We start from the raw sequence: 12067 nt of genomic DNA on the forward strand, positions 1-12067 counted from the left end.
GGCACGCGACCGGTGAAGGGCAGACAGTAATGTCTGCGCCATGAGCAGGTTCGTGGACACGCTCGTCGCCACCGCGACGAAGCGGGGTCAGCAGCGGGGCATGGTCACCGGGGAGCCCAAGGAGCCGGTCCGCCGGACCTGGGCCGAGGTGCACGAGGAAGCCCGGCGGATCGCCGGCGGGCTTGTCGCGGGCGGGTTCGAGCGCGGGGGCGCCGTCGCGGTGCTGGCCGCGGCGCCGGTGCTCATCGCGCCGACCGTGCAGGCTGTGTGGCTGGCCGGTGGCAGCGTCACCATGCTGCACCAGCCGACCCCGCGCACCGACCTCGCCGAATGGGCCGAGGACACCGTGCGGGTGCTCGGGATGATCGGCTCCGACCTCGTGCTGCTGGGCGAGCCCTTCGACCAGCTCGCGCCCGTCCTGAGCGAGAAGGGCATCGGGTTCAAGCTCGTCACCGAGCTGGCGGAAGCCGAGCCGCTCGCCGAGGTCGTCACCACCGACGAGGGCGACACCGCGCTGCTGCAGCTGACGAGCGGCTCGACCGCCGACCCCAAGGCCGTGCGGATCACCTACGGGAACCTGTACTCCAACGTCAAGGCCATGGTCGACCGCGCGGAGTTCGACTTCGACGTCGACGTCATGGTGTCCTGGCTGCCGACGTTCCACGACATGGGCATGGTCGGCTTCCTGACCGTGCCGATGACCTTCGGCGTCGAGCTGGTCAAGATCACGCCGGTCGAGTTCCTGTCCGGTCCGCTGATCTGGCCCGAGCTGATCACCAAGTACCACGGCACCACGACGGCGGCGCCGAACTTCGCGTACGCGATCGTCGGGCGCCGGATGGCCCGCGTCGACGACGAGACCGCCTACGACCTCTCGAAGCTGCGGATCGCGCTGAACGGCGCCGAGCCCATCGACGAGACCGCCGTCCAGACCTTTGTGGACGCCGGCGCCCGGTTCAAGATGCCGGCGGAATGCGTTTTCCCGGCCTACGGCATGGCCGAAGCGACGCTCGCGGTGTCGTTCGCGCCGCTGTTCACCGGGCTCACCCTCGACGTCGTCGAGGCGGAGGCCCTGGAAGCGGACAACCGCGCGGTACCGGTGCCCGAGGGCGACCCGCGGCGCGGCACCGACAGCGTCCGGTCGTTCGCGCTGCTCGGCCGTCCGCTGGACGGGCTCGAGGCGGAGATCGTCAACGACGCCGGTGAGCGGGTCGGCGAGCGGGAGGTCGGCGAGATCCGGCTGCGCGGCGAGGCCATGACGCCCGGCTACCTGACCATGGAAGGGCCGCTCGACACGCAGGACGCGGACGGCTGGCTCAACACCGGTGACCTCGGCTACCTGGTCGACGGCCAGATCGTCATCTGCGGCCGCCGCAAGGACGTCATCATCATGGGCGGCCGCAACCTGTACCCGACGGACATCGAGCGCGCGGCGACGTCGGTCGAGGGCGTGCGGGCGGGCAACGCGGTGGCCGTGCGGCTGGACGCGGGCAGCCGTCGCGAGCGCTTCGCCGTGGTCGTCGAGTCGAAGCTGGCGGGTGACGCCGAGGCCGAGAAGAACCTGATGAAGCAGGTGTCGGCCCGGGTCCGCGACGCTGTGGACATGCGGCCGTACGCGGTGGTGGTGCTGCCGGCGGGCAGCCTGCCGAAGACGCCGTCGGGCAAGGTCAAGCGCGCGGCGACGGCTCAGCAGTTCGGGGACAAGATCAAGAAGAACGCCGACGCCTAGGGTCCCGGATGACTCGTCCAGGCCCTGGACGAGTCACTCGGGACCGCCGGGTCAGCGCTGCTGGAGGCGTTCGGCCCGGAGGGTCGGCGGGGCCGCGCGCTCGGAAGTGGCCTCCTGCGACGTGCGGGCGCCCGGGAGGTCCGGGGCGTGGCCGGTGCGGGCGGCGAGCTGGTCCTCCACCTTGTCGAGGAATTCGTCGACCTCGCGTTCGTCGTAGCCGCGCTTGCCGATCAGCGGCTTCGAGAACATGACGTGGTGCACTTCGGCGGCGGTCAGGTCGTCCTCCTCGGCGATCGTCTTGGCGATCCGCCGGACGAACTCGTCGACCTCGTGCTTCGCGTAGCCACGGCGGCCGATCGGGGCGTTACCGAAGGTGACCTCGGCGAGGTCTTCGGCGGTGAACGACATGGAACTCTCCGATTCCGGGGTTGGGCGGGCGCGAACTCCCGCATCCGTCCTAACCCTTGGCCGCCTCCACCGGAAGAGCAAGCCCCGAACCTCACCCCCACGGGCGGCGCGGGGCCGCCTTCGGGTGAGCCGGGACTACGGACCGCCATGTGGCGGGTTTCACACCAGCCGGTCAGGCGCGGCCGAACCACTTCCGGGGACCCTGCGGTCGCGCGTCCTCGACGACCGGCGGCGGTGGCGGCGGGTTGCGTAGCTCCACCAGGGCTGCCTCTGCCTCGTCCAGGAACAGGTCGACCTGGGCCTGGTCGTAGCTGCGCATGCCGACCGGCATGATGGTGAATTCGACGTAGTGGATGTCGTCGGGGGTGAGGATGTTCCGCCCGGCCAGTGCCTCCGCGATGAGGTCGAGGAACGCGTCGACCTCGTCCTCGTTGTAGCCGCGACGGCCGAACCGGGGTTTGCCGAACGCGATCGCCCGGACTTCGTCGGGGGTCATGGCTTCACCTTGCCACCCATGTCAGCCCGCGTGGAAGGAGTTTTGCGCGGCCGCGAGGCCGGTGCCGATCAGGGCTTCGGTCGCGTCCGCGCACCGGTCCACCTCGAACGGGAGCTCCTTGCGCTCGACCGTCGAGAAGTCCTTCAGCACGAAGTCCGCCGGGTCCTGGCGGCCCGGCGGGCGGCCGATCCCGAACCGCACCCGGTAGTAGTCGCGGGTGCCGAGGGACTTCGTGATCGAACGAAGTCCATTGTGGCCGTTGTCGCCGCCGCCGAACTTGAGCTTCAGCGCGCCGAAGTCGACGTCCAGCTCGTCGTGCACCACGATCAGGCCCGTCGGCGGCACCTTGTAGAACCGCGCCGCGCCGACCACCGGGCCGCCGGAGAGGTTCATGAACGACCGCGGCTTCACCAGCACGACGCGGCGGCCGGCCAGCCTGCCCTCGAGGACTTCGCCGCCGCTCTTGTGCGTCTTGAACTTGCCGCCGATCCGGGCGGCGAGCTCGTCCAGCACCATGAAGCCGACGTTGTGCCGGTTTCCGGCGTACTGGGGTCCGGGATTGCCGAGGCCGGCGAGCAGGATCAGCTCGCCGGCCCCGGGCAGGTCTTCGGTCATGCGAAAAAGGTAACAGCGGAGCGAAGCTCCTCCGTTGAGGGTGGTGGTGGGTCGGAACTACTCGGCGGCTTCGGCCGACTCGTCGCCCGCCTCGGCGGCGCCCTCGTCCTCGGCCTCTTCACGCTGCGGCTCGTTGACGGCCACGACCAGCGACTCGGGGTCGGTGACCAGGGTGGCGCCCTGCGGCAGCTCGACCTGGCCCGCGAGGACCTGGGAGCCGATCTCGAGGCCCTCGATCGAGACCTCGAACTGCTCCGGGATGTGCAGCGCCTCGACCTCGACCTGGAGGGTGTCCACGTCCTGGTTGACCAGGCCGCCGGGGCCGGGGTTGCCGGTGACGACGACCGGGACGTCGACGACGATCTTCTCGCCGCGCTTCACGACCAGCAGGTCGACGTGCTCGATGTAGTTCTTGAGCGGGTGCACGACGATGGTCTTCGTCAGCGCCAGCTCGTCGGAGCCCTCGAGGTCGAGGGTGATGACGGCGTTGGAGCCGTTCTCACGGACGACGCGGGCGAACTCGAGAGCCGGCAGCGCGAAGTGCCGCGGGTCCGAGCCGTGGCCGTAGAGGACGGCGGGGATCTTGCCGGCGCGACGCGTGCGGCGCGCGGCGCCCTTGCCGAACTCGGTGCGCGGCTCGACGGACAGACGTACCTCGGACACGGTGTGGCACTCCTTCAAATCACGAACATGGTGCGGTGAACAGCATGCTGCGGCGGGGGATGCGGGTTGTTCTGTTCAGGCGGTTGCGTTCGGCGGCGAGTTTCCGGGCGTGCACGACAGCGGGGGCTACTCGAGCCGCCGCGTCGATCACGCCGGGCACCCCAGAAGGGCCCCGCCTCGCCGAGACAACCTCAAGAGTGTAAACCAACCTCATCACGGTGGGTTGCGGCGGGTGCCCGGCCCAGGCTAGAACCCTCCTGGAACCCGGTGCGTGACGACACAAATCCGGTGGCGGAACTTCGCCGGTCGAGGTGTGCTCGGCGCAGCGGGAGAGCAGGGGGCGGACATGTGGGCTCGACGGAGCATGGTGGCAGCGGTGCTGCTGCTGGGCGGACTGCTGGCGGGCTGCCAGGTCGCGGTCCCCGGTACCGCCGGCGTCTCCGCGGCCGATCAGCGGACGGCCGATCTGCGCGCCGAGCAGCGCACCGCTGTCGACGCGGCCCTCACGGCGCTCGGCAAGGCACCCGCGCTGGCCCTGAAGTCCACGGTCAAGGGCGCCGAGCAGCAGTTCCGGGTCACCCGCGGCGGCTTCGCCGTCGGCGCGCTGCCGCTCGACGGGCGGGTCGTCCAGGTGGTCGCCGCCGCCGGCCAGTTCTACCTGCAGGCCGACGCCGACTACTGGAAGGCCCACGCCATCGACGAGGGCGCGCAGTTCGGCACGAGCTGGGTGCGTTCGCTCGGTTCCGAGCTGCCCTTCGACCCGGTGACGCGGTTCGGCCCGGCCGCGCTCGCCGACGGCCTGCGCAAGGCGACGGCCGGGCTTGACCGGATGGGCCAGCCGGTCAAGGCGAAGCTCCCGGACGGCACCGAGGTCTACCAGCTCGGCGCCGCACCGAGCGTCCTGCGCGTCACCACGGCCAAGCCGAACCGCGTCGTCAGCTTCGCCCCGGTGCTGCTCGACCCGCAGGCCGGCCCGAAGTACGGCGCCGAGTTCCAGCTCACCCCGCTGACCGGCGACCCGCTGAAGGCGTTCCGCACCGACCTGGAGAACACCGTCGGCGGGCTCGGGCAGCCGTTCGAGGGCCTGGTGCAGGCCAGCGCCGTGGTCACGAACGACAACCTCGACTGCAAGGACTTCGTCGGCTCCTGCACGACGACGGTCGACGTCTCCAACAGCGTCGTCGGCTCGCCGGCGTCGGGGGAGAAGAGCGTCGTGCACATCAACCTCTCGGTCGAGGTCAGCGCCGAGTCGCTCGGCGCGCAGACGTGCACGGCGGCCGGCGACGCGGAACCGTACGCGACGATCAAGCTGTCCTGCACCGTCAAGTTCAAACTGCCCAACCGCACGGCCAGCTACCAGGTGCTGTCCAAGCCGAACGCGACGGCGGAGGTCCGCGCGGCCCTCGACGCCAACGCCGTGAAGCAGAAGGTGGCCGCGGAGTTCGCGGCACTGGGCGGCTGACCTGGACGCCTACCCGGGGGTGCGTTGCTCCCGTTGAAGTAGGTGATCTTCCGTTCCTAGCATCGGCTGCGAACAGCCGAGAACGAACGGGAGAAGCACATGGCCAAGCTGGTGGTTTTCGGAGCGACCGGGTACGCCGGGGGCAAGATCGGCGCCGAGGCGCTGCGGCGAGGGCACGAGGTGGTCGGCGTCGCGCGGAACCCCGGCTCGGTGCCCGACGGCGTCGACGCGCGGCAGGGTTCGCTGCACGACGAGGACTTCGTCGCGCAGGTCGCCAAGGACGCGGACGTCATCGTGGTGGCCACCCCGGCCCGCGCGATCGACGGCAAGAAGCTGATCGACGCGGTGCCCGGGCTGGCCCGGATCGCGCGCGAGAACGGCGTCCGGCTGTCGTTCGTCGGCGGCGCGTCGAGCCTGCTGGTCGCCGAGGGCGGCCCGCGGCTGTTCGACACCCCGGAGTTCCCCGAGGAGTACAAGGACGAGGCCGGCAGCCACGCCGCGGTGCTCGACCTGCTGCGCGAGCAGCCCGAGGACCTCGACTGGTTCTACGTCAGCCCCGCCGCCGAGTTCGGCGCGTGGGTCCCGGGCGAGCGCACGGGCCGGTTCCGCCTCGGCGGCGACGTGCTGCTGACGGACGAGAACGGAAAGTCGTTCATCGGCGGCGACGACTACGCGATCGCGTACGTCGACGAGATCGAGCAGCCGAAGCACCGCCGCGCGCGCTTCACCGTCGCTTACTGAAGCTCGCGGATCCCGGGGGCGAACGTCTCGAGGTTCGGCTCGAAGACCGTGAGGGAGGAGAAGCCGTAGCGGTCGCGCCGTTCGAGCTGCCCGGCGATCTCCTCGACCGTGCCCAGCAGGCGCCGGGGCGCGTCGAGGAGTTCGCGGGCGTCGGCGCCGGCCCTGCGCTGGGTCAGTTCGCGCGTCCTCGACGGCCGCGCTGCTCGATGGCCGCCTCGCGGTCGCCGTGGCCGGCTCTGGGAACGGCGCGAAACCGGCCGGAGCCGAGGGCGGCCGGCCCCGGGCTTTCGCGGGCAGCGGAAAGCCCGCCCTCCGAGGGAGAGCGGGCTTTCCGGGGAACCTCAGGCGTTGCCGTCGAACAGCGAAGTCACCGAGCCGTCCTCGAAGACCTGCTGGATGGCCTCGGCCAGCATCGGGGCGATCGACAGGACCGTCAGGCCCTCGAACCGCTTCTCCTCGGGGATCGGCAGCGAGTTCGTCACGATGACCTCGCGCGCCTTGCACTGCGAGAGCCGCTCGGTCGCCGGGTCGGACAGGATGCCGTGGGTCGTCGCGATGACGACGTCGGCCGCGCCCTCGTCGATCAGGGCCTCCGTCGCCTTCACGATCGTGCCGCCGGTGTCGATCATGTCGTCGATCAGCACGCAGAGCTTGCCCTCGACCTTGCCGACCACGCGGTTGGCCACGGCCTGGTTCGGCTTGTCCGGGTCGCGCGTCTTGTGGATGAACGCGATCGGCCGGTCGCCCAGCGTCTGCGCCCACTTCTCGGCCAGCCGCACGCGGCCCGAGTCCGGCGAGACGACGGTGATGTCGGCGTTGCCGTAGGTCTTCTTGATGTGGTCGGCCAGCACGGTCTGCGCCATCAGGTGGTCGACCGGGCCGTCGAAGAAGCCCTGGATCTGCGCGGTGTGCAGGTCGACCGTCATGATCCGGTCGGCGCCCGCGGTCTTGAACAGGTCCGCGATCAGCCGCGCCGAGATCGGCTCGCGGCCCTTGTGCTTCTTGTCCTGGCGCGCGTACGGGTAGAACGGCATGACCACCGTGATCCGCTTCGCGCTCGCCCGCTTGAGCGCGTCCACCATGATCAGCTGCTCCATCACGTACTCGTTGATGGGCGTGGTGTGCGCCTGGATGACGAAGGCGTCGGTGCCGCGGACGGACTCCTCGAAGCGGACGAACAGCTCGCCGTTGGCGAACGTGTGCGCCGTCTGCGGGGTGATCGTCACGTTGAGGTGCTCGGCCACCTCTTCGGCGAGCTCCCGGTGGGCCCGGCCGGAGAAGAGCATCAAGTTCTTCTTCGGTGTGCCTGACTTCGGACTCATGCTGGCGACTCCCCGTCGGTTCCTGCTGCTGAATCGGCGTCGAGGGCGGCCTGGGCCGCCTCCGCCGCGGGCGTGCCCGGCCTGCGCCGGACCGCCCAGCCTTCGATGTTGCGCTGCGGCGGTGCGGACACCGCGAGGGCGCCCGGCGGGACGTCCTCCCGGATGACCGCACCCGCACCACTGTAAGCGCCGTCGCCGACCTGCACCGGAGCGACGAAGGTGTTGTCCGCGCCCAACCGGACATACGACCCGATAACGGTCCGGTGCTTGTGCACGCCGTCGTAGTTCACGAAAACGCTGGAGCAGCCGATGTTGCTGTGCTCACCGATGGTGGCGTCCCCGACGTAGGTCAGGTGCGGCACCTTCGTGCCCGCGCCGATGTCGGCGGACTTCGTCTCGACGAACGCGCCGAGCTTGCCCTTCTCGCCCAGCTTCGTGCCGGGCCGCAGGTAGGTGAACGGGCCGACGTTGACGCGGTCGCCCAGCTCGGAGTCGGAGCCGTGGACCCGCACGACCGACGCGCCCGCGCCGACCTTGACGTTCGTCAGGGTGCTGTCCGGCCCGACCGTGCTGCCCTCGCCGACCGACGTCGTGCCCCGGAGCTGCACGCCGGGCTCGATGACGACGTCCCGCGACAGCGTCACGCCGGCGTCGATCCACGTCGAGGCGGGGTCGACGACGGTGACGCCCTCGCGCTGCCAGCGCTGCACGATCCGGCGGTTGAGCTCGGCGCCGAGCGCCGACAGCTGGACGCGGTCGTTGACGCCCTCGGTCAGCCACGGGTTGTCGACGACGAGCGCGCCGACGTGCAGGCCGTCGCCGTTCGCGATGCCCAGCACGTCGGTGAGGTAGAGCTCGCCCTGCGCGTTGTCGGTCGAAAGCCGCGAGAGGCCGTCGCGCAGCACCGCGGCGTCGAAGGCGTACACGCCCGAGTTGATCTCGGTGATCTCCGCCTGCTCCGGGGTGGCGTCCTTGTGCTCGACGATCCCGGTGACCTTGCCCGCCGCGTCGCGCACGATGCGGCCGTAACCCGCCGGGTCGGCCACCACCGAGGTGAGCACGGTGACCGCGTTCTTCGCCTCGGTGTGCTCGTCGAGCAGCGCGCCCAGCGTCGCGGTGTCGAGCAGCGGGACGTCGCCGTAGCTGACGATCACGGTGCCGGTGAGGTCGGCGGGCAGGGTCGCGAGCGCGCAGGACACGGCGTGGCCGGTGCCCTTCTGCTCGGCCTGGACCGCGGTGCCGACCGAACGGCCGAGTGCCTCCCCGACCGCGGCCAGCCGCTCGCCGACCGCCTCACGGCCGTGGCCGATCACCACCACGAGGTGTTCCGGGTTCAGGCCGGCGGCGGCCCGGACGGCGTGCTCGACGAGGGGCCGCCCGGCGATCGGGTGCAGCACCTTCGGCGTCGAGGAACGCATGCGGGTGCCTTCACCCGCGGCGAGGATCAACGTGCTCAGCGGGCCGGTCAACGACGCTCCCAACGGTAACCAAAAGATGGCTTCTGTCGGGCTCAGATCCTAACTGTGCTCTTCGGCGTCCCACGCGGGGTCGGTGGGAGGGGCCTCGCCCGCCCACGCGGCCGCCGGGTCGGCCGCCATCGAGTTGGCCGACGCCACCTGGTTGCCGCCACCGCGTTTCGCCTGGTACATGGCCGCATCCGCGCGCGCGAGGACCTGCTCGCCGCGCTCCTGCGGCCGCAGCGAAACGAGGCCGATCGACAGCGTGACGCCGTGCGAAAGGTGGTGCGGCAGGCCTGCGACGGACTTCACTGCGCGGCCGAGCGCCATCTTCGCCGCGGACGCCGGCGTGCCGGGGAGCAGCACGATGAACTCGTCGCCGCCGTAACGCGCCACCAGGTCGTCACCGCGCAGGGCGTCACGAAGCGTGCTCGCGACGACACGCAGGACGTTGTCGCCTTCGGCGTGCGACTGCTTGTCGTTGACGCCCTTGAAGCCGTCGAGGTCGACGAGCGCGACGGCGAGGGGCTGCGCGTCGGCCGACGACGCGAGCTGACGCAGCTTCTCGTCGAGCGCGCGCCGGTTCGGCAGGCCGGTGAGCGGGTCCTGCAGCGCCTGCTGGGTGATCGCGCCGTGCTCGGCGGACAGCCGTTCGTGCTCGCGGCGGGCGTTCAGCGTGGCGATCTGCGACTCGCGCAGGCTCCACATCTCGGACTCGAGCCGGGTCGCGTAGTCGATCAGGGACTGGCTCGCGCCGGACGCGTAGTCCGGGCTCGTGTCGAGCCGGGCCAGCTCCCGCGCGATGTTGAGCCGCATCGACGGCTGCGAGTTGTCGTCGCCCAGCGACTCGCGGGCCGACCGCAGCACGTCCAGGGCCTCTTCGCGCTGTCCGGCCTTGTCCAGGCAGCGGGCCAGCGCGATGGCGACGATCTCGCGTTCGCCCGGGTAGCTGGTGCCTTCGTGCAGCTGCCGCAGCCGGTCGACGTGCTCGGGCGCGGGCGAGTGCAGGGCGAGCGCCGCCGCGAGCACGCCGACCTGGTCGACGGCCGGGACGTTCGCCAGGCGCGGGAACAGCGACTCGGCGAACGGGCCCTCCGCGGCGACGGCCATGGACGCGGCGGTGCGGAACTTCTCGGCGCTCTCGTCGTACTCGTCGATGCGCTCGAGCCGCAGGCCCCAGCCGAGCAGCATCTTCACGCGGTTCATCAGCTGCAGGGCGATCTCGTGCGGGCTCGCGCTCTCGCGGATCGCGGTGGCGGCCCGGCCGATCACCTCTTCGGCGGCCTCGTAGACGCCGAGCTGGTTCAGCACGAGCCAGCAGTCGATCAGCGTCGTCGACAGCATCCGGTTCCAGTTGCGGACGCCGACCTGCCGGTCCGGGATCGCGGAGTCGTCGAGGATGGCCAGAGCGCGCGCGATCTCGGTGAGCGCCGCGTCCTCCTGCGACGCGATGACCAGCCGGCGGCCGCGCAGCGCGTGCGCGTCGGCCCGCAGCAGCGCGAGGCCGTGCCGGCGGGTGTGCGCGAGCATCTCGTCCAGCCGGGGCTCGGCCTCGGCGGCCAGGCCCTTGGTGACCAGGCGCGCGAGTGCCGACGCGCGCAGCAGCTGCGCGACCAGCATCGGCTCGCCGCGGCGTTGGGTTTCGTCGAGGAGCTCGTCGAGCTGCGCGACGATGTCGAGCTGCTCGGTGTACCCCCGCCGCTGGACCGCAGCGACCAGCTCGCGCGCTCGTCCGACGAGCCAGGCGTCGGACATCTCGATCAGCGCGGGCCGCCTGGCCGCCACCGGGTCGGTCGCCTCTTCGGTCAGCGCCATCCTCCCGGTGTCGTGGGTCGGGTCGTCTGCTCCGCCGCCAGGATTCGAACCTGAACTGTCAGAACCAAAATCTGAAGTGCTGCCGATTACACTACGGCGGATCGATCCTGGTCAGGATAGCGACGATCGGGTGTCGTCCGCGCGGGGGATGCGTTACCGGCCCGTCTTCCGGGTACTCCGGTTCCGAACACCGGTTGTGTGGGTTCAGGCACTCCCCAGCCGCCCGAACCTCCTGTACCGTAACTTACGGCATCGTAGGTTAGGTCACCCTTGGTCAAAGGGCGCCCGCTGTAGGAAGAAGTGAAGCGTATGACGGCCACGCTCGACCGCTCTCAGCCCACGGGGGAGCCGCCGGCTCCCAAGGGGCCCAAACCTGTCACCGAAGGCACGCGCGGCATCGGCGTGCAGCTGTCGGTCTACTTCGGCGTGATCGCGCCGCTGGTGGCCCTCCTGGTCGCCGTGCCGTTCGCCTGGGGCTGGGGACTGAGCTGGGTCGACGTCGGCATCTTCGTGCTGTTCTACGCGGTCAGCGGGCTCGGCATCACGGTGTCCTACCACCGCTACTTCACGCACGGCTCGTTCAAGGCCAAGCAGTGGCTGCGCGTGTTCATGGCCATCGCGGGCAGCATCGCCCTGCAGGGCCCGGTGATCACCTGGGTCGCCGACCACCGCCGCCACCACGCGTTCTCCGACCGCGACGGCGACCCGCACTCGCCGTGGGCGTTCGGCACCTCGCCGTGGGCCATCGCCAAGGGCTTCTGGCACGCGCACATGGGCTGGCTGTTCGAGCGCGACCAGACCAACGCCGAGCGCTTCGCGCCGGACCTGGTCAAGGACCCGGCGATCAAGAAGGTCGACGAGCTGTTCTGGCTGTGGGCACTGGTCAGCCTGCTGCTGCCGGCGTTGCTCGGCGGCCTGATCTCGTGGTCCTTCTGGGGCGCGGTGACGGCGTTCTTCTGGGCCGGGCTGGTGCGCATCTGCGTGCTGCACCACGTGACCTGGTCGGTCAACTCGATCTGCCACATGATCGGTGAGCGCCCGTTCAACGCGCGGGACAAGTCGGCGAACTTCTGGCCGCTGGCGATCTTCTCGTTCGGCGAGTCGTGGCACAACCTGCACCACGCCGACCCGACGTCGGCGCGCCACGGCGTCAAGCGCGGCCAGATCGACATCTCCGCACGGCTGATCTGGATCTTCGAGAAGTTCGGCTGGGTGCACGACGTGCGTTGGCCGACCCCGCAGCGTTTGGCCCGAATCGCCACGGAAAAGGGCTAGTCCGAGGCTTATTCTGGTTAGGCCGTCGCCGCCCGCGCACGGGCCTTTGGTCAGCACAAATGCCGTGCGGCGGCCGACGGCTGA

Annotated in this window: 11 protein-coding genes and 1 tRNA gene; 4 read left to right on the top strand and 8 right to left on the bottom strand. The window is 70.6% G+C overall.

The window, feature by feature from the left end:
• Positions 1-40: 40 nt before the first annotated feature.
• Positions 41-1729, top strand: coding sequence for a fatty acyl-AMP ligase (locus ACH54P_RS35500; RefSeq protein WP_489907664.1), 1689 nt, complete (start codon positions 41-43; stop codon positions 1727-1729).
• A 51-nt stretch (positions 1730-1780) separates the two neighbouring features.
• On the opposite strand, the gene ACH54P_RS35505 is transcribed toward ACH54P_RS35500, so the two are convergent.
• The 4 genes from ACH54P_RS35505 to ACH54P_RS35520 form a co-directional block, all read right to left on the bottom strand.
• Positions 1781-2137 (bottom strand): DivIVA domain-containing protein, encoded by a 357-nt coding sequence (locus ACH54P_RS35505; protein ID WP_489907665.1) that lies wholly within the window; start codon positions 2135-2137, stop codon positions 1781-1783.
• Positions 2138-2309: 172 nt separating this feature from the next.
• The gene (locus tag ACH54P_RS35510; RefSeq protein WP_489907666.1) at positions 2310-2633 is read right to left on the bottom strand and encodes a DivIVA domain-containing protein; all 324 of its coding nucleotides are present in this window, start codon (positions 2631-2633) and stop codon (positions 2310-2312) included.
• Between the two features lie 21 nt (positions 2634-2654).
• Positions 2655-3248, bottom strand: a complete 594-nt coding sequence (gene pth, locus ACH54P_RS35515) for an aminoacyl-tRNA hydrolase (protein ID WP_489907667.1) — start codon at positions 3246-3248, stop codon at positions 2655-2657.
• Positions 3249-3305: 57 nt separating this feature from the next.
• Complete coding sequence (locus ACH54P_RS35520) at positions 3306-3911, bottom strand: 50S ribosomal protein L25/general stress protein Ctc (RefSeq protein ID WP_489907668.1); 606 nt, start codon at positions 3909-3911, stop codon at positions 3306-3308.
• A 367-nt stretch (positions 3912-4278) separates the two neighbouring features.
• Here ACH54P_RS35520 and ACH54P_RS35525 point away from each other — a divergent pair, with 367 nt between their 5' ends.
• Complete coding sequence (locus ACH54P_RS35525) at positions 4279-5373, top strand: hypothetical protein (protein ID WP_489916824.1); 1095 nt, start codon at positions 4279-4281, stop codon at positions 5371-5373.
• A gap of 99 nt (positions 5374-5472) precedes the next feature.
• Positions 5473-6114: an NAD(P)-dependent oxidoreductase gene (locus tag ACH54P_RS35530; RefSeq protein ID WP_489907669.1), complete on the top strand. Its 642-nt coding sequence runs from the start codon at positions 5473-5475 to the stop codon at positions 6112-6114.
• Between the two features lie 341 nt (positions 6115-6455).
• Here the strand turns inward: ACH54P_RS35530 and ACH54P_RS35535 are convergent, their stop codons facing one another.
• The 4 genes from ACH54P_RS35535 to ACH54P_RS35550 form a co-directional block, all read right to left on the bottom strand.
• Complete coding sequence (locus ACH54P_RS35535; RefSeq protein ID WP_395933366.1) at positions 6456-7436, bottom strand: ribose-phosphate diphosphokinase; 981 nt, start codon at positions 7434-7436, stop codon at positions 6456-6458.
• Complete coding sequence (gene glmU / locus ACH54P_RS35540; protein WP_489907670.1) at positions 7433-8905, bottom strand: bifunctional UDP-N-acetylglucosamine diphosphorylase/glucosamine-1-phosphate N-acetyltransferase GlmU; 1473 nt, start codon at positions 8903-8905, stop codon at positions 7433-7435. The genes ACH54P_RS35535 and glmU overlap by 4 nt, the downstream gene beginning before the upstream one ends.
• Positions 8906-8953: 48 nt before the next feature.
• Positions 8954-10708, bottom strand: a complete 1755-nt coding sequence (locus tag ACH54P_RS35545; RefSeq protein WP_489907671.1) for a GGDEF domain-containing protein — start codon at positions 10706-10708, stop codon at positions 8954-8956.
• A gap of 29 nt (positions 10709-10737) precedes the next feature.
• Positions 10738-10809 (bottom strand) — tRNA-Gln (locus tag ACH54P_RS35550).
• A 208-nt stretch (positions 10810-11017) separates the two neighbouring features.
• On the opposite strand from ACH54P_RS35550, the gene ACH54P_RS35555 reads away from it, so the two are divergent.
• Positions 11018-11983, top strand: a complete 966-nt coding sequence (locus ACH54P_RS35555; RefSeq protein WP_489907672.1) for an acyl-CoA desaturase — start codon at positions 11018-11020, stop codon at positions 11981-11983.
• Positions 11984-12067: the final 84 nt, after the last annotated feature.

The organism is Amycolatopsis sp. N2S4-7 (assembly GCF_058119595.1).

What these genes read in the sequence shown, in the direction of transcription:
- ACH54P_RS35500 (WP_489907664.1), top strand. Translation starts at nt 41, where the DNA reads ATGAGCAGGTTCGTGGACACGCTCGTCGCCACCGCGACGAAGCGGGGT.
- ACH54P_RS35505 (WP_489907665.1), bottom strand. Translation starts at nt 2,137, where the DNA reads ATGTCGTTCACCGCCGAAGACCTCGCCGAGGTCACCTTCGGTAACGCC.
- ACH54P_RS35510 (WP_489907666.1), bottom strand. Translation starts at nt 2,633, where the DNA reads ATGACCCCCGACGAAGTCCGGGCGATCGCGTTCGGCAAACCCCGGTTC.
- pth (WP_489907667.1), bottom strand. Translation starts at nt 3,248, where the DNA reads ATGACCGAAGACCTGCCCGGGGCCGGCGAGCTGATCCTGCTCGCCGGC.
- ACH54P_RS35530 (WP_489907669.1), top strand. Translation starts at nt 5,473, where the DNA reads ATGGCCAAGCTGGTGGTTTTCGGAGCGACCGGGTACGCCGGGGGCAAG.
- ACH54P_RS35535 (WP_395933366.1), bottom strand. Translation starts at nt 7,436, where the DNA reads ATGAGTCCGAAGTCAGGCACACCGAAGAAGAACTTGATGCTCTTCTCC.
- ACH54P_RS35545 (WP_489907671.1), bottom strand. Translation starts at nt 10,708, where the DNA reads ATGGCGCTGACCGAAGAGGCGACCGACCCGGTGGCGGCCAGGCGGCCC.
- ACH54P_RS35555 (WP_489907672.1), top strand. Translation starts at nt 11,018, where the DNA reads ATGACGGCCACGCTCGACCGCTCTCAGCCCACGGGGGAGCCGCCGGCT.